Below are 14,435 nucleotides of genomic sequence, written 5' to 3'. Positions count from 1 at the left end.
ACGCGAAAGGGCCGCGCCGATCACGGCGCGGCCCTCGGTCCCGGTTGGCCCGGGGTCAGCGCCTCGTGGTCGCCTTACGGGCCGAGGAGCCACCGGTGGCAGAAATCCGGCCGGCGCCGCTGGTCACCTGGCCGGCGCCGCTGGTCACCTGGCTGGTGCCGGCAGGAACGCGGCCGGTGCCGGCAGGAACGCGGCTCGTGCCGGCAGGAACGCGGCTCGTGCCGGCAGGAACGCGGCTCGTGCCGGCAGGAACGCGGCTCGTGCCGGTGGTTGCCCGGCTGGTCCCGGCGGAAACGCGGCCGTTGCCGGTGGAGACGCGGCCGTTGCCGGCGGCGGTGGCCTGGCGGGCCGCGGCGGGCGTGGCGGCCTTCGTGACCCGGCCGGCGTTGGTGGCCGAGGTCTTGGTCATGCCGCTGGGCTTGGCGTTGGCCGCCTTGCCGGTGCCGGCGGTCCGGGTCTTGGCCGCGTTGGTGGTGCTGCGGGCGGCGGTCTTCTTGGCGGCGGTCGCCGAGGACTTGGCCGAGGCCGAGGACTTGGCCGAGGTCGCGGACTTGGCCGGAGCCGAGGACTTGGCCGAGGTGGAGGACTTGGCCGAGGTGGAGGACTTGGCACTGCCGGCGGCACTGGCCTTGACCGCGGCGGCGGACTTCCCGGCAGTCACCTTGGCGCCGGCAGCCTTGGCAGCAGCCGACCTGGCGCCGGCCGACTTGGGCTTCGCCGCGGTCGACTTGGCAGCCGCAGACTTCACGGCCGTGGACTTGGCGACGGCCGACTTCGCAGCCGCGGACTTCGCCGGCGCGGACTTGGCGGTCGTGGACTTGGCGGTCGTGGACTTCGCAGCCGACTTCGCGGCCGAAGACTTCGCAGCCGTCGACTTGGCGGCCCACTTCGCGGCCGAAGACTTCGCAGCCGTCGACTTGGCGGCCGACTTCATGGTCGAAGGCTTCGCAGCGGTGGACTTCGCAGCCGTCGGCTTCACAGCCGAGGTCTTCGTCGTCGACTTCCCGGTGGAGGACTTCGCTGCGGCCGACTTGGCCGACATCGACTTCGAGGTCGGCGACTTCGCAGCGGCCGAGGTCAACGCCGACTTAGCCGCAGACGACTTAGCGGCAGACTTCGCAGACGGCTTAGCGGCCGACTTCGCCGCAGACGGCTTAGCGGAAGATGCCTTCACCCCGGAGGACTTAGCAGCCACCGGCTTGGCGCTGCTCGCCTTCACCCCGGCGGACTTGGCCTTAGCCGCGACCGACTTAGCGGCAGCCGGCTTAGCAGCCGGACGAGCCGCACCCGAACCAACAGCAGCAGACTTGACAGCCGGCCGAGCAGCGGTCGACTTGGCCGCGGAACGAGCCGCCGAGGAGGACCCGCTCGCCGCCTTCTTGGCCGGCCCAGCACCCTTCTTAGCCCCACCAGCACCAGCCGCGGCGGGCTTAGCCGCAGCGGAAACCGCAACGGTCCTGGTCCCGGAGATCGAGGGCTTGGCAGAGGAAGCGGCAGCAGTCCGCTTGGCAACCGCCCGACCCGACGAGGTCTTGCCGGCAACCAGCGACTTGGCGCCGGCCGACGACCTGGCACCGGTCGACGATCTGGCACCGGTCGGCGATGCGGTGACCCGCGATGCCGTGACCGGCGATGCGGTGACCCGCGACGCGGCGGCCGGGGACGCGGCGACCCGAGCGGTTCTGGCGCCGGTCGTGGCGGCCCGGGTCGGGGCCTTCTTGGGCACGGCCATGGGGACGTTCCTCCTTGCGAATGACTGCGGGCTCGTCTCCGCCTGGAGACTGCAGGATTCCGGCTTGGACACAGGGGTCGAGCCGGTCTAGCTGACCTCCCCGGTCCAGCGGGCATCCTCGGCGTCCCACGTCGCATTGCGCTTCTCGACGGTCTCGAGCGCCCGCGTGGCGTCGTCAGCGGAGGAGTACGGGCCGAGCCGGTACTGGGCAGGACACTTGTCGTCCCCGGTCTCGACCCGGTTGTGGCGGAGGCACCAGAAGTAGCCGCCGCCGGGCCCACTGTCGTTCATGCAATCACTGTGCACCTCAAACCGACCATGCGCTACCGATTCAGGCAAAAAGCCCGTTTTTTCCATAGTGGATTGTCGGAAAGACTCCCCGAAGGAACGACAAAGCCCGCCCGATCCGAAAGCCGGGACGGGCCGCGGAAACGACAAAGCCCGCCCCACCCAAAGGCGGGACGGGCCGAAGACCTCAGAGCGCCGCAGCCACCAACTCGGCCACCTGCACCGCGTTGAGCGCCGCGCCCTTACGCAGATTGTCATTGGAGAGGAACAATGCCAGCCCGTTCTCCACCGTCTCGTCGGCGCGGATCCGGCCGACGAAGGTCGGGTCCCGGCCGGCCGCCTGCAGCGGCGTCGGGATGTCGGACAGCTCCACGCCGGGTGCCGAGGCGAGCAGTTCCCGCGCGCGGGACGGCGTGATCGCCCGGGCGAAGCGCGCGTTCACCTGCAGCGAGTGGCCGGTGAAGACCGGGACCCGGACGCAGGTGCCGGAGACCTTCAGCCCGGGGATGTCCAGGATCTTGCGGCTCTCGTTGCGGAGCTTCTGCTCCTCATCGGTCTCGCCGCGGCCGTCGTCGACGATCGAGCCGGCCAGCGGCAGCACGTTGAACGCGATCGGCCGGGCGAACGAGCGGGGCGCCGGGAACTCCAGCGAGCTGCCGTCGAAGGCCAGCTCGGTGGCCCGGTCCGCGACCTTCTTGATCTGCTCGTCCAGCTCGGCGACGCCGGCCAGGCCGGCGCCGGAGACCGCCTGGTACGTCGTGGCGACCAGCGCCACCAGCTCGGCCTCGTCGTGCAGCGGGCGCAGCACCGGCATCGCGGCCATCGTCGTGCAGTTCGGGTTGGCGATGATGCCCTTGGGGCGCTGCGTGATCGCCGCCGGGTTCACCTCCGCCACCACGAGCGGGACGTCCGGGTCCATCCGGTACGCCGACGAGTTGTCGATCACCACGGCGCCCGCCTCGGCGACCTTGGGGGCGTACTCGAGGGAGCTGGCCTTGCCCGCGGAGAACAGGACGATGTCCAGCCCGCGGTAGTCGGCGGTGGCCGCGTCCTCGACGGTCACTTCGCCGTCACCCCAGGACAGGGTGCGCCCGGCGGAACGCGCGGAGGCGAAGAGCCGGAGCTGGTCAACGGGGAACTGGCGCTCGGCCAGGATGCGGCGCATGACGCCACCGACCTGCCCCGTCGCCCCTACGATGCCGATCCTCATGGCGACAAAACTACGGCCTGCCAGCCACTCAGCGAAATCCGGTATCCGCATAGCTCCCAGATTTCAAGAAAGTCCTCCCGATATGCGAGACGCAGACGTAGCTTCGGGGCATGGCTGCTGTCTACACCCACGGGCATCACGAATCGGTCCTGCGCTCACATCGCTGGCGCACCGCAGAAAATTCGGCGGCGCATCTGCTGCCACGGCTGAAATCCGGCGACACCCTGCTGGACATCGGGTGCGGGCCGGGCACCATCACCGCGGACCTGGCGACGCACATCACACCCGGTCGCGTCACCGCACTGGAGACCACCGAGGCCGCGCTCGACCTGGCCCGGGCCGAGATCGGCCGGCGCGGGCTGGGCAACGTCGGCTTCGCCGTCGGCGACGTGCACGCGCTGGACTTCCCCGACGACTCCTTCGATGTGGTGCACGCCCACCAGGTGCTCCAACACGTGGGTGATCCGGTGACGGCGCTGCGTGAGATGGCCCGGGTGACCAAACCAAACGGCCTGATCGCGGTACGCGACAGCGACTACGCCGCGTTCGCCTGGTTCCCCGAGCTGCCGGAGCTGGACGAGTGGCTGGACCTCTACCGGCGCATCGCCCGCGGCAACGGCGGCGAGCCCGACGCCGGCCGCCGCCTGCTCTCCTGGGCCCACGCGGCCGGGCTGACCGGCGCGACCGCGACGTCGAGCACCTGGTGCTTCGCGACGCCCGAGGACCGCCGGTGGTGGGGCGGCATGTGGGCCGACCGCATCCTCCGGTCAGACCTGGCGCGGCAGGCAACGGAGCAGGGCGCGGACATCCACAAGATCTCCGCCGCCTGGAAGACCTGGGCCGCCCACCCGGACGGCTGGATGTCCCTGCTGCACGGCGAACTGATCTGGCAGAAGCCCGGCTAGACCGACTTCGGCTCGTACGCCCAGTGCCACGGCTCGCGCGGGGTGTTCTCCACGAAGCCGTACTTCTCGCCGTTGGCGCGCATCCACGCCTGCGCCTTGTTGTTCAGGTCGAGGTCGGTGGCCATGCCCCAGCCGTGCTCGCTGGTGCCGGGCTTCGCCGCCAGCCCGCCCTGCGAGTAGAGCCCCTTGCGCCGGGCCACGTCGACCTGCTCGGCGTACGAGCGGTACGAGTCGGTGATCCCGATGGTCACACCCTGCGCCTTGGCGTCGGAGATCATCCGGGTCAGCGACTCGGCCGCCGGCGCCCAGAGCTTGTGGTTGGTGCTGCCGACCTGCTCCAGCGCGTTCGCCGGGATCTTGCCGTTGCCGTAGCCGGCCAGCTCGGTCGGGATCCCCTTGCTGTTCAGCGAGAACGACTTGGCCGACGCGGCGGCCGACGACTGGGAGCCCATCGCGTCGGCGAGGGCGGTGGCGAAACTGTCCCCCGACGCCGCCGAGGTGGTGGTCGGGGCCGCCGCCGCCTTGGTCGCGGCGGCCTGCTGGGTCTGCATCGCGATGATCCGGCCCTGGATGTCCGCGATCCGGCTGTTCACGGCCTCGATCCCCACAGCGGGCTACCTCCGTGCTCGACGGCATGTCGCACTACCGTTCGGCGCACCGGAAATATGACTGAGCGGAAACCCGAAATCAGACCGCCAGCGGCAGGTTGATGGTGTGCGCGGTGTGCGCGACCTTGGCCTGCAGGTAGCGCACGTTGGCGGCGGAGGCGTGCACGCTGGTCGGCACCACATGGCGCACGTCGACGCCGGAGGCGCGCAGCTGCGCCGGCTTGTCCGGGTTGTTGGTGAGCAGGTCGACCGCGCCCACGCCCAGCGCGCTCAGCATCTGCGCCGCGGCGGTGTAGTCCCGCTCGTCGTCGGCGTGCCCGAGTGCCCGGTTCGCCTCGTACGTGTCCATCCCCAGGTCCTGCAGCGCGTACGCGTCGAGCTTGGCGTAGAGCCCGATGCCCCGGCCCTCCTGGCGCAGGTACAGCAGGAAGCCACCGACGCCGGCGATCCGCTCGACCGCCTCGCGCAGCTGCGGGCCGCAGTCGCAGCGCTCGGAGCCGAACACGTCACCGGTCAGGCACTCGGAGTGCGGGCGCACCAGCGGCACCTCGGCGCCGAACGCGTCACCGAGGGCGAGCGCGAGGTGCTCCTTGCCGTCGGCGAGGCCGTCGAAGGTGATCACCTCGGCCGTGGTGCCGTAGCCGTCCGCGAACTTCAGCGGCACGGTGACCCGGCTGCGAATACCCAAAGACATGTGAGCTCCCTAGCACTTGACGCTTCAAGTACGCGCTTCACCATACGCCGCGCCTCTGCAGGGAACCACGAGCCAAACGTCACAACGGATCAAGAAACAGCCGAGGGAATAACGGCCGGCTCGCGGTGTTCGGTGCCCTCGATGCGGTCGCGCAGCTCCAGGTCGACCTCGCTGATGCGGTCCCCGCGGTTCGGCAACATGTTCGTGACCAGCACGAGCAGGCAGCCGAGGCCGGCGTAGAGGGCCAGCACCAGCAGGTGCCCGCCGATCGGCGCGGCCGGGAAATAAAGATTGTCGCGGACCGCCTGCACCCCGGCGCCGGTCGGCAGGTTCTCGCCGAGGTAGCGGCCGAACGCGGGCAGGAACTCCGGCAGGATGCTCGCGCCGGAGATGACCGTACCCACGGTGAAGTAGAGGCCGCCGAGCAGCGCGCCGCCCGGGCCGACCAGGGCGACCGCGCCGGCGGTCGAGCCGGTGACGGCCAGCGACATCAGCGCGAAGATGCCGAACATCTCCAGGTGGTCGGCGTCCGCGCCGACGCCGAACCAGCTCATCGACCAGAGCACCACCGCGGCCGAGCCCAGCGCGTACACGATCAGCGTGCTGAAGTGGCCCAGGCCGCGCTTCCAGGACCGGCGGGTGCGCGGGATCAGCCGGCCCAGCCCGATCGAGGCGATGGTGCCGCCGAGCGCGAGCGCCTGGGTGAGGAAGCCGAGCGAGGCGCCGTTGACGTCGTCGGGCGGCAGCGGCACCACGTCGGTGACGGCCGGCGGTGCCGCGATCACCTGCGCCCGCGCGACCGGGATCGTGTCACCGCGCGCGGCGAGCTCGGCCAGCAGCTGCGCGTTCTGCTGCCCGACCACCGAGACGTAGGTGGCGCGCAGCAGGCTCGCGGCGGCCGGGCCGGCGGCGGAGGCGAGGTAGAGGTGCGGCTGCGCGGCGCCGGCGTCGACCCCGCCGTACACCTCGCGGCTCTTGATCCCCGCCTGCAGGTCCGCGACGCCGGCGTAGTCGTGGACCGCGAAGACCCCGTCGCGCTCCAGCAGGTCGACGATCGCCGCCCGCTTGGCGGCGGGGGCGATCAGGCCCACCGGTACGTCGTGCGGGGTGGCCTTGTGCCCCATGCCGAGGTAGTACGCGGTCAGCGCCAGCTGCACCGCGACGCCCACGAGGCAGACCACCACGGCGAACCGGCGGAACTGCCGAAGCGTGGCAATCGGGTTGTCCTCGGACATTCACCCAGCATCGCCGAGAGCGCCGGGCGGGCGCAGGCGATCGTCGATCATGCCGAGCCGGGCCCGCGCCGGATCGCGCCGGGCCGCCGGTTCACCACCGGGCTGGTCGCCGGGCTCTTCCTGATCGCCTACCTCGGCCTGATCGGCCCGGCCGGAGCTGCTCAAGCAAGGTCGGTGGGGTCCGTGTTCGCGCCGCACAGCAGCACCACGACCCGCTCCCCCGGCGCCGGCACGTACGCGCCCGAGGTCAGCGCGGCCTGCGCGGCGGCGGTGCCGTGCTCGACGACGATCCGGTACTCCTCCCACAGCTCCCGCCGCGCGTCCACGATGGCCTGGTCGTCGACCAGCACCGACGGCAGCCGCTCCGCCGCCGCGGTCTCGTACGCGATCGTCCCGGCCCGCCGGGCGCCGAGCGAGTCCGCGGCCACGCCGGACACCGGGACGTCCACCGGGCCACCCGCCTCGAGGGCCGCGTGCAGGGCGGCGGAGGTGACCGGCTCGACGGCGACCACCCGCGCGCGGCCGTGCAGCGCGGCGGCGACCCCGGCGATCAGGCCGCCACCGCCGACCGCCACCAGCACGGTGTCAAAACCCTCCGGCAGCTGCTCGATCAGCTCCAGCCCCAGGGTGCCGTTGCCGGCCACCATGTCCGGGTCGTCGTAGGCGTGACAGAACAGCGCCCCGGTCGCCTCGGCCTGCACGGTGGCGGCCGCGCACGCCTCCGCGTACTCGGCGCCGACCTGGGCCACCCGGGCGCCGAGTTTGGCCAGCTTGGCGACCTTGACCGGCGGGGCGGTGACCGGCACGTAGATCTCCGCGGGCACCCCGAGCTCGCGGGCCGCGTACGCCGCCGCGAGGCCCGCGTTGCCGCCGGAGGCCGCGACGACACCCGCGGCCGGCAGCCCGTGCTCGGCCGCCGCCAGGATCTTGTTGAACATGCCCCGGGTCTTGAAGGAGCCCGCGTGCTGCAGGAACTCGAGCTTCAGCAGGGCCGGCCCGGCGCTGAACACGGGTGTCCGGCGGATCCGCCCGGCGACCCGGCGGGCCGCCGCCTCCAGCTCGCTGGCCGTGATCACCCGATCAGTTCTACACGACGCCGGACCGGTACGGGGCACCCACCGGCACGGCCTCACGTTCCCCCACCAGGCGCGCCAGGTCCAGCAGCCGGTGCGAGAAGCCCCACTCGTTGTCGAACCAGCCGCGAACCTGCACACCGCCATCGGCGCTGGTCTGCGTGCCCGACGGGTCGAACAGGCAGGACGCCGCGTTGTCCCGCACATCGACCGAGACCGTGGGATCGGGGTCGTAGTCCAGCACGCCGCCGAGGAAGCCGGCCGCGGCCTCGGCCATCGCCCGGTTGACCTCGTCGCGGCTGACCGGGCGGTCGGTGAAGCCGGTCAGCTCGGCCAGCGAACCGATCGGCGTCGGCACGCAGTAGTAGCTGTACCGCACCTTGCCCAGCTCCGGCAGCGCGACGCTGAGCAGGTCACCGCGCACGTGGTTGTGCGGGATGATGCTGTCGTGCACGGCCCGGCCCAGCCGCGGGTCGTCGCGGGACGAGCCGGTCAGCGAGTCCTGCGCCTTCTGCCAGCCCTGGATCGCCAGCACCACCGAGGTGTGCACCGAACGCAGTCCGAAGCGCTCCAGCAGCACCTTGGCCATCACCGAGAGCGCGTTCACGCCGCACGAGGCCGGCGAGATGACGTCGTGCCGGGCCGGGTCGTACCGCTGGTGGTTGGCGCCGTAGACCAGCACCGCGTCGGGGTTGTCGGCCGAGGCGCTGATGACGACCTTGCGGGCGCCGCCGCCGATGATGTGCTCCCGGGCGCTCGCGCCGGTGCGGAACTGGCCGGTCGCCTCGATGACCACGTCGACGCCGGCCTCGGCCCAGGGTATGCGGCCCGGCTGCGGCTGCTGGAACGCCCAGATCGGCCGATTGTTGACGATGAGCTGACCCGGGGCGGCGGCCACCGTTCCGGGGAATCGGCCGCGCAGACTATCGCGCTTGAGTCCGTATGCCAATCGCTCGACCGGGGCTATGTCGTTAATGGCGGCGACGGTGATTCCCGTGTCCGCGGAGGCACCGACAATGCGCATCACGCTCCGGCCGATCCGACCGAAACCGTTGATGCCGATCGCGATACTCACCAAGAACTCCCTACGGCCGGTTTGGTCAACGGACATGCCGTGGCGCGACCGCGCTGGAAGCAGACCCAGCAAACACCCGCCGTCACACTCCAGACACTATGAGTGTGCAACTTGCACGTCAACCGGAGTGCGCCGAGGAGAAACTCACAAGTCGGACACCCCGTACGGTGCCCCGGGCGAGCAGTCTACTCACCGGCGAATCCCCTCTGGACAGTGGCGGTCACCAGCGATTACCCCGATATCGGACGGCACCCGGACTGCGCCGCCGAGCGGACCTGAGTAGTCCGGACCGACCGGAGCGGCCGTCGGCCGGCAGGGCAGCCACGGTCACCGGGCGCACACCTCACCTGGACGGTACAACCACGTCCGCGCTGGTGAGGGCATTGAATCGTTACGATGGCCGGGGCAAACCGGGCGCCGTATAACCGCGCATTCCCGGCCCGATTTCGATCATCGGCCCTTTCGATGGTCGACGGGCGCATCGACCATTCAAACACGGCCTCGGCGCGGGTTCCGGCAAACGATCCCGAGTACTCACATTCCACCCACGCCGGCACCGACCGCGGCCACTCCGGAAACGATTTCCCCCGATCCGGGGGGTGCCGCCCGGCCGCGTGCCATCGTCAGGTTGGCACGTTTCTTGCCCCGGTCGGACAGGATGGCATCGTGCTCAGCATCAACGACCTCAGCCCGGCCGAGCAGTACGTGCTCAAGGAGCTCGATCCGGAGGCGATGCTGGTGGAGCTGCCCGCGGGCTGGACCGGCAACGGCACCGAGGACGAGCGCAGGCGCGCGGTCCCGGAGCTGCGGGCGGCGGTCGCCGCGCTGGCCGGCCGCGGGCTGATCGACCTCTTCGACTTCCCGTACTGGCCGGCGCCCTGGCACGAGGCCGTTCCGATCCCGGCCGCGCAGGTGCTGTCCGCCACCGCCGACGACGAGGCGTGGCTGCGCCGCGGCGACCGGATGAGCCTGCTGACCCTGGCCGTGACCGACGCGGGACTGACGTTGTGGCTGATGCCCGGAGCAGCGCCATGACCTGGCCCATGGACAAGCTGAACACGCTGCGGCTGGGTCGGCCCTTGGTGGCCGAGGTGCCGACCGGCCCGGGCCGGCGGGCGTTCGTGACGATCCTGCCCGGCGGCACTCCGGCGGACGCCCGGGCAAGGCGGGAGGGCTGGACCCGACCGGACCCGGACCGCTCCTTCACCCTGCAGCACTGGGACTACGACGCCGAATGGCTCGACGGCTTCGACTACGACATCGGCGCGGTGCGGGGACGCGAGCAGACCGTGCACGGGGAGTCCGAGCTGGTCACGGCGATCGAGGAGTGGGGCCTGCGCACCGCGGACTTCCGCTGTCCCTGGGAGACCGACGCGCCCTGAGTCACAGGGCGTCGGCGCGTTTGTCGATCGCGAGGGCCTGCCTGGTCACCTCGTCGCCGAGCCGGTGCAGGCGCCGCCGGGTCTCCTCGTCCGGTGACTTCTCGGCGCTCTCGTGCAGGATCGCCTCGCTCCGCTCCAACGCCTCGGCGGTCTGGTGCATCGTCTCCGCGGTGCCCCGGCGCTCGTCCTGGTTCGTAGTCACGCAACGGTCATACCCGCCCCGCCGGTTCGGCAAGCCTGCCGCCGGACGGCGCCCGCAAGTCCGAGATCCGGTTGCGGCAGCGCCGGACGTTCAGCAGCCACCACAACCGCAGGCCGCGGCGGCGCGGCGGCGGTGCAGCCACCACATGCCCAGCGCGAGCACGGCCAGACCCGCGGCGACCACGAGCAGGGTCCGTTCCAGGACCGCGGCACCGGCCCCGGTGAGCACGCCGGCGGCGATCAGCAGCGGAATCGCACAGCACGCGGCGCAGGCCAGGGCGGCGAGACCACCGGCGACCTTGCTCCGGGCCGGCGGCGAGCCCGGGGTGACCGGACGGATGGGCAGGCTCATGCGGGATCTCCCCCGGGACGGTCGGCGGTGCCGATGGTGAGGAACGGGATGGGGCAGTCGGCACAGGTGCAATGGGTGAGGCTGTCGCAGCGTGCGTCGACGACCTCGGCCAGCGTGTTCCGGATGGCGGTGAGGTCGGCGATCTTCGCATCGACCTCCACGATCTTGTCGATCGCGCGCTGCCGGAGATCGGCGCCGGGGTGCCGCCGCCGGCCGGCGTCGAGCAGCTCGGCGACCTCGTCGAGGGTGAACCCGAGCCGCTGCGCCGCCTTGATCACGGAGAGCAGCGCGACCGTGTCGGGCGGATAGAGCCGGTGCCCGCCGTTCGACCGGACGGGCTCGCTGAGCAGCCCCCGGCGTTCGTAGTACCGCAGGGTCTGGATGTTCACGCCGGCCCGCTCGGCGACCTCACCGGTCCGCAGCCCGGCCCGATCGGCGGAGACCAGGTCACCGGGCATGCGCCGCACCGTGAACCTCCCGCACCTCGGTGGCCGGCGGGCCGGGCAGGCCGAGCACGGCGGCCCGCTGGGCGAGGGAGGCGAGCACGTCGGCGTGCCGGGCGGGCACCTCGACGTCGAGGATCAGGGACTCGTCGTCGGCCGGCTCGGGCGTGATCGTGAACGTGAAGAACGAGCAGCACTCGGTCTCCCGGGCGGTCAGGTCCCGTACCGTCGTGGTGAGCCCGGCCGGACCGCTCAGCCGCAGCCGGAGCCGGGTCGGCCCGGTCGTCTCGACCGAGCGAACCGCGGCGGCGAACAAGGCGTCGAACTCGGCGAGCCGCGGCGACCGCTCGGCGGTCGGCAACGTGCAGGCATCAGGGATGACGACGGACATCACGGGCTCCTCAGAACGGTGTGTCTCGACGGTAAGCCTGTACCTGGGTACCGGATGCAAGTCCGCGCACGCCGGCGACCCTCGACCACGGTCAGTCAGGATCCCGGAAGCCCGGCTGGAAACGCGGGTGCGGGTCGCCCGGCTCCGCCCAGACGCGGGCGTCCTCCGCGGTGACGCCGGGAATCCCGTCGAGCAGGCGGTCGGGCTCGACCAGGCCGGCCAGCGAGTTGAGCAGGTCGGCCCGCAGCTCCCCGGCCGCCGTCTCGAGATCGTCCTCCTCCGCCGACCAGTCGATGTCGGCGTCACGCAGCTGCCGGACGGCAAGATCGGTGACGGCCTCGGGGCGGTGCACGGTGACGGTGAGGCGGCAGTAGATCTGCACGGTCAGTGGCTGCGACGGCCTCAGCAGCTGCGCCAGCCGATCAAGGCCATCCTTGATCAGCTGGCCGTAGGCGTCGTCACCGAGCGCACCGATCCCGGCCTCCGCCAGCCTCAGGTGTTCCCGGGCGCGGTCGAGATCATCAAGCTTGCGGTAACAATCGGCCAGGTTGAGGTGCAACGACGGATACAACCCGGCCACGGACAACGGCACCCCGGCCGCCGCCACCCGGTCCTCGGTGAGCAGGGCGGCCGCGGCCAGGGCCCGCCGGTCCCAGAGCAGTTCCTGGTGGACGTCGTCCTGCACATCGGCCATGGAGTGCGCCAGCACGCAGACGTGCAGCGGGTCGCCTCGCTCGCCGCCGATCTCGTCCCAGAGCTGCGCGAACAGCTGGCGGGCGGCGGCAGGTCGGCCTTGGCTGTGGTGCAGCGCGACAGCATGGCCGATCCGCGCGAGCGTGGAATCAGTAGTCATCGACGGTTCCTCCACCGGCTCGATTGCCACGGTGGCATCAGATCACGAACCGCGCGGCCCACACGACACCCTCCGGGCCGTCAGCGAGCTGTGCGGGGCCGTGTTCGGGTCGTCGAACGCCCACCGGCGTTGACCGGCAGCGACCGGAGAAACGCCTGGCCAGAGCCCATCAGCAGGGCTCCGGCCAGGAAGGCGACGGACGAGCCGACCTGTACGCCGGATTTTGTCCGCGGCGGCCCTTGCGGGTGCCGGGGGCGGTCATCCATCTAGGCGTGCCGTTGCCGACATGCTCTTGCGGCCTACCCGCAGACTCGGGCGAGCAGCCCTCGAATGCCTGCGCCGGCCCCCACCTCGCGGTGGTGGCCTTGCTTGGCCTTGCTCCGGGTGGGGTTTACCGAGCCACCCCGGTCACCCGGGGTGCTGGTGGGCTCTTACCCCACCGTTTCACCCTTACCGGCACGAAGCCGGCGGTCTGTTTTCTGTGGCACTTTCCCGCGGGTCGCCCCGGGTTGCCGTTAGCAACCACCCTGCTCTGTGGAGTCCGGACGTTCCTCGGCGGTGTCCGTGAGGACACCGACGCGACCGCCCGGTCGACTCGTCCGTCGCGGTTCCATCCTACGGGCGGCGGCCCCGGTGGCCGCGGGGCCCCGTAGATTCGTCGGCATCATGGATCTTTCCCACGTGCTGTTGCTGGTCGCCGCCGGGTTGGCCGCCGGCGTGGTCAATGCGATCGCCGGGGGCGGTTCGCTGATCACGTTCCCGAGCCTGATCGCCGTCGGGTTGCCGTCGGTGGACGCCAACGTGACCAACTCCGTCGCGGTCTTTCCGGGTTATGTCTCCAGCGTCGCCGCGAGCCGGGCCGATCTGGCCGGGCAGGGGCGGCGGTTGCGGACCATCGTGCCGACCAGCCTGGCCGGGGCCGTGCTCGGGTGCCTGCTGCTGCTGGGCACGCCGGCCCGGGCGTTCGAGCTGGTCGTGCCGTTCCTGGTGCTCGGCGCCGCCGCGATTCTGTTCTTCCAGGACCGGTTGCGGGCGCTGGTCGGCCGGTCGCACGGGGAGAAGAAGGTCACGCTGCAGGTGGTGGTCTTCGTCGGGGCGATCTACGGCGGCTACTTCGGCGCCGCGCTCGGTGTCATGTACGTCGCCGCGCTCGCGCTGGTGCTGGACGAGACGCTGAACCGGATCAACGCGCTCAAGAACGTGCTCTCCGCCTGCGTCGGGCTGGTGACCGTGGTGGTCTTCGCCGTGCTCGCCCCGGTGCACTGGGGTGCGGTGCTCGTGGTCGCGCCGGCCACGATCGTCGGCGGCTACCTGGGCGCGCACCTCGCCCGGCGGCTCCCCGCCCGGGTGTTGAAGGTCCTGATCGTCAGCTTCGGAACTGTTGTCGGGCTCATCCTGCTATGGCGGGCGTTTCGCTGAGGCGTACCGGGCCGGAAGCTGCTGAGATGTGCTGTCAGGAAACCTTCAGCCACCGGCGGCAAGATGCAGCCGAACCACAGCGGACCGGGAAGGACAGATGGCGGACGACGACTCGGCACTCAGGGTCATCGAGACCCAGGTGGCCATGCTGATGCGGCTGGGTGAGGCGACCCGCCGTTCCTCGCCGCGCCCGCACCGCGCGCTCGACCGCGCCGCGTACCTGATCCTGCGTTTCCTGCAGGAGGCCGGCCCGCAGAACGTCTCCGCCGTCGCCGCCCGGCTCAACCTGGACGGCTCGACGGTGACCCGGCAGATCAGCGCCCTGCACCGCGACGGCCTGGTCGAGCGCAACCCCGACCCGCAGGACGGCCGGGGCAGCGTCGTGGCCGCCAGCGACCTCGGGCTGGCCCAGGTCGACGCCGTGAGCAAGGCCCGCCGCGACGTCTACGACGAGGTGCTGCGGGGCTGGAGCGCCGAGGAGCGGGTGCGGCTCGCCGGCGTGCTGGAGCGGCTGACCCGCGACATGGACACGTACCTCAAAGGCCGCGACCCCGGATAAGGACATCCGGGGTCG

At 71.4% G+C, this 14,435-nt stretch carries 19 protein-coding genes and 1 other RNA gene; 6 read left to right on the top strand and 14 right to left on the bottom strand.

Annotation, left to right across the window (positions count from 1 at the left end; all coding sequences use genetic code 11):
* Positions 1-55 precede the first annotated feature (55 nt).
* A complete protein-coding gene (locus ACIBQZ_RS35260) occupies positions 56-409 on the bottom strand; it encodes a hypothetical protein (protein WP_396093188.1) in 354 nt (117 codons plus the stop codon).
* Here ACIBQZ_RS35260 and ACIBQZ_RS35255 point away from each other — a divergent pair.
* Positions 408-1,823, top strand: a complete 1,416-nt coding sequence (locus tag ACIBQZ_RS35255; protein ID WP_396093187.1) for a hypothetical protein — start codon at positions 408-410, stop codon at positions 1,821-1,823. The two genes, ACIBQZ_RS35260 and ACIBQZ_RS35255, sit on opposite strands and share 2 nt — an antisense overlap.
* Here the strand turns inward: ACIBQZ_RS35255 and ACIBQZ_RS35250 are convergent.
* Together ACIBQZ_RS35250 and ACIBQZ_RS35245 are read right to left on the bottom strand one after the other, a co-directional pair.
* Entirely contained in the window at positions 1,820-2,023 is a 204-nt protein-coding gene (locus ACIBQZ_RS35250) for a hypothetical protein (protein WP_396093186.1), read from the bottom strand. The genes ACIBQZ_RS35255 and ACIBQZ_RS35250 overlap by 4 nt on opposite strands.
* A gap of 184 nt (positions 2,024-2,207) precedes the next feature.
* Positions 2,208-3,230: an aspartate-semialdehyde dehydrogenase gene (locus ACIBQZ_RS35245; RefSeq protein WP_396093185.1), complete on the bottom strand. Its 1,023-nt coding sequence runs from the start codon at positions 3,228-3,230 to the stop codon at positions 2,208-2,210.
* 110 nt (positions 3,231-3,340) lie between these two features.
* On the opposite strand from ACIBQZ_RS35245, the gene ACIBQZ_RS35240 reads away from it, so the two are divergent.
* The gene (locus tag ACIBQZ_RS35240) at positions 3,341-4,135 is read left to right on the top strand and encodes a class I SAM-dependent methyltransferase (RefSeq protein WP_396093184.1); all 795 of its coding nucleotides are present in this window, start codon (positions 3,341-3,343) and stop codon (positions 4,133-4,135) included.
* Here the strand turns inward: ACIBQZ_RS35240 and ACIBQZ_RS35235 are convergent.
* The 5 genes from ACIBQZ_RS35235 to ACIBQZ_RS35215 all read right to left on the bottom strand — a co-directional run bounded on the left by ACIBQZ_RS35235 (position 4,132) and on the right by ACIBQZ_RS35215 (position 8,856).
* On the bottom strand, positions 4,132-4,728 hold the full coding sequence (locus tag ACIBQZ_RS35235; protein WP_396093183.1) for a D-alanyl-D-alanine carboxypeptidase family protein: 597 nt from the start codon (positions 4,726-4,728) through the stop codon (positions 4,132-4,134). The genes ACIBQZ_RS35240 and ACIBQZ_RS35235 overlap by 4 nt on opposite strands.
* Positions 4,729-4,822: 94 nt before the next feature.
* Entirely contained in the window at positions 4,823-5,437 is a 615-nt protein-coding gene (gene ribA / locus ACIBQZ_RS35230; RefSeq protein WP_396093182.1) for a GTP cyclohydrolase II, read from the bottom strand.
* Positions 5,438-5,526: 89 nt separating this feature from the next.
* Positions 5,527-6,672 (bottom strand): hypothetical protein, encoded by a 1,146-nt coding sequence (locus tag ACIBQZ_RS35225; protein WP_396093181.1) that lies wholly within the window; start codon positions 6,670-6,672, stop codon positions 5,527-5,529.
* A gap of 161 nt (positions 6,673-6,833) precedes the next feature.
* Positions 6,834-7,748, bottom strand: a complete 915-nt coding sequence (locus ACIBQZ_RS35220; protein ID WP_396093180.1) for a threonine/serine dehydratase — start codon at positions 7,746-7,748, stop codon at positions 6,834-6,836.
* 10 nt (positions 7,749-7,758) lie between these two features.
* On the bottom strand, positions 7,759-8,856 hold the full coding sequence (locus tag ACIBQZ_RS35215; protein WP_396093178.1) for a type I glyceraldehyde-3-phosphate dehydrogenase: 1,098 nt from the start codon (positions 8,854-8,856) through the stop codon (positions 7,759-7,761).
* A gap of 630 nt (positions 8,857-9,486) precedes the next feature.
* Between ACIBQZ_RS35215 and ACIBQZ_RS35210 the strand changes: the two genes are divergently transcribed.
* The gene (locus tag ACIBQZ_RS35210) at positions 9,487-9,855 is read left to right on the top strand and encodes a hypothetical protein (RefSeq protein ID WP_396093177.1); all 369 of its coding nucleotides are present in this window, start codon (positions 9,487-9,489) and stop codon (positions 9,853-9,855) included.
* Complete coding sequence (locus ACIBQZ_RS35205) at positions 9,852-10,202, top strand: hypothetical protein (protein ID WP_396093176.1); 351 nt, start codon at positions 9,852-9,854, stop codon at positions 10,200-10,202. Before ACIBQZ_RS35210 ends, ACIBQZ_RS35205 begins: the two co-directional genes overlap by 4 nt.
* A gap of 1 nt (position 10,203) precedes the next feature.
* On the opposite strand, the gene ACIBQZ_RS35200 is transcribed toward ACIBQZ_RS35205, so the two are convergent.
* The 6 genes from ACIBQZ_RS35200 to rnpB all read right to left on the bottom strand — a co-directional run bounded on the left by ACIBQZ_RS35200 (position 10,204) and on the right by rnpB (position 13,040).
* Entirely contained in the window at positions 10,204-10,404 is a 201-nt protein-coding gene (locus tag ACIBQZ_RS35200) for a hypothetical protein (RefSeq protein ID WP_396093175.1), read from the bottom strand.
* A gap of 90 nt (positions 10,405-10,494) precedes the next feature.
* Positions 10,495-10,755 (bottom strand): hypothetical protein, encoded by a 261-nt coding sequence (locus ACIBQZ_RS35195; RefSeq protein ID WP_396093174.1) that lies wholly within the window; start codon positions 10,753-10,755, stop codon positions 10,495-10,497.
* Positions 10,752-11,213, bottom strand: a complete 462-nt coding sequence (locus ACIBQZ_RS35190) for a MerR family transcriptional regulator (RefSeq protein ID WP_396093173.1) — start codon at positions 11,211-11,213, stop codon at positions 10,752-10,754. The genes ACIBQZ_RS35195 and ACIBQZ_RS35190 overlap by 4 nt, the downstream gene beginning before the upstream one ends.
* Positions 11,203-11,589 carry a hypothetical protein gene (locus ACIBQZ_RS35185; RefSeq protein ID WP_396093172.1) on the bottom strand — a complete coding sequence of 129 codons (387 nt, stop codon included), beginning with the start codon at positions 11,587-11,589 and terminating at the stop codon, positions 11,203-11,205. Before ACIBQZ_RS35185 ends, ACIBQZ_RS35190 begins: the two co-directional genes overlap by 11 nt.
* Before the next feature lie 91 nt (positions 11,590-11,680).
* Positions 11,681-12,442 carry a hypothetical protein gene (locus ACIBQZ_RS35180; RefSeq protein ID WP_396093171.1) on the bottom strand — a complete coding sequence of 254 codons (762 nt, stop codon included), beginning with the start codon at positions 12,440-12,442 and terminating at the stop codon, positions 11,681-11,683.
* Positions 12,443-12,638: 196 nt separating this feature from the next.
* Positions 12,639-13,040, bottom strand: an RNA gene (rnpB, locus tag ACIBQZ_RS35175) — RNase P RNA component class A.
* A 68-nt stretch (positions 13,041-13,108) separates the two neighbouring features.
* Between rnpB and ACIBQZ_RS35170 the strand changes: the two genes are divergently transcribed.
* Both ACIBQZ_RS35170 and ACIBQZ_RS35165 read left to right on the top strand, forming a co-directional pair.
* Positions 13,109-13,861: a sulfite exporter TauE/SafE family protein gene (locus ACIBQZ_RS35170; protein ID WP_396093170.1), complete on the top strand. Its 753-nt coding sequence runs from the start codon at positions 13,109-13,111 to the stop codon at positions 13,859-13,861.
* A gap of 97 nt (positions 13,862-13,958) precedes the next feature.
* Complete coding sequence (locus tag ACIBQZ_RS35165) at positions 13,959-14,420, top strand: MarR family winged helix-turn-helix transcriptional regulator (protein ID WP_396093169.1); 462 nt, start codon at positions 13,959-13,961, stop codon at positions 14,418-14,420.
* Positions 14,421-14,435 lie beyond the last annotated feature (15 nt).

Source organism: Actinoplanes sp. NPDC049599 (genome assembly GCF_044465625.1).
Taxonomy (GTDB): domain Bacteria; phylum Actinomycetota; class Actinomycetes; order Mycobacteriales; family Micromonosporaceae; genus Actinoplanes.
This window is presented reverse-complemented; position numbering and strand designations above follow the sequence as displayed.

What these genes read in the sequence shown, in the direction of transcription:
- ACIBQZ_RS35170 (WP_396093170.1), top strand. Translation starts at nt 13,109, where the DNA reads ATGGATCTTTCCCACGTGCTGTTGCTGGTCGCCGCCGGGTTGGCCGCC.
- ACIBQZ_RS35240 (WP_396093184.1), top strand. Translation starts at nt 3,341, where the DNA reads ATGGCTGCTGTCTACACCCACGGGCATCACGAATCGGTCCTGCGCTCA.
- ACIBQZ_RS35190 (WP_396093173.1), bottom strand. Translation starts at nt 11,213, where the DNA reads ATGCCCGGTGACCTGGTCTCCGCCGATCGGGCCGGGCTGCGGACCGGT.
- ACIBQZ_RS35250 (WP_396093186.1), bottom strand. Translation starts at nt 2,023, where the DNA reads ATGAACGACAGTGGGCCCGGCGGCGGCTACTTCTGGTGCCTCCGCCAC.
- ACIBQZ_RS35195 (WP_396093174.1), bottom strand. Translation starts at nt 10,755, where the DNA reads ATGAGCCTGCCCATCCGTCCGGTCACCCCGGGCTCGCCGCCGGCCCGG.
- ACIBQZ_RS35180 (WP_396093171.1), bottom strand. Translation starts at nt 12,442, where the DNA reads ATGACTACTGATTCCACGCTCGCGCGGATCGGCCATGCTGTCGCGCTG.
- ACIBQZ_RS35225 (WP_396093181.1), bottom strand. Translation starts at nt 6,672, where the DNA reads ATGTCCGAGGACAACCCGATTGCCACGCTTCGGCAGTTCCGCCGGTTC.
- ACIBQZ_RS35245 (WP_396093185.1), bottom strand. Translation starts at nt 3,230, where the DNA reads ATGAGGATCGGCATCGTAGGGGCGACGGGGCAGGTCGGTGGCGTCATG.
- ACIBQZ_RS35185 (WP_396093172.1), bottom strand. Translation starts at nt 11,589, where the DNA reads ATGTCCGTCGTCATCCCTGATGCCTGCACGTTGCCGACCGCCGAGCGG.
- ACIBQZ_RS35215 (WP_396093178.1), bottom strand. Translation starts at nt 8,856, where the DNA reads ATGTCCGTTGACCAAACCGGCCGTAGGGAGTTCTTGGTGAGTATCGCG.
- ACIBQZ_RS35255 (WP_396093187.1), top strand. Translation starts at nt 408, where the DNA reads ATGCCGCTGGGCTTGGCGTTGGCCGCCTTGCCGGTGCCGGCGGTCCGG.
- ACIBQZ_RS35260 (WP_396093188.1), bottom strand. Translation starts at nt 409, where the DNA reads ATGACCAAGACCTCGGCCACCAACGCCGGCCGGGTCACGAAGGCCGCC.
- ACIBQZ_RS35165 (WP_396093169.1), top strand. Translation starts at nt 13,959, where the DNA reads ATGGCGGACGACGACTCGGCACTCAGGGTCATCGAGACCCAGGTGGCC.
- ACIBQZ_RS35205 (WP_396093176.1), top strand. Translation starts at nt 9,852, where the DNA reads ATGACCTGGCCCATGGACAAGCTGAACACGCTGCGGCTGGGTCGGCCC.
- ribA (WP_396093182.1), bottom strand. Translation starts at nt 5,437, where the DNA reads ATGTCTTTGGGTATTCGCAGCCGGGTCACCGTGCCGCTGAAGTTCGCG.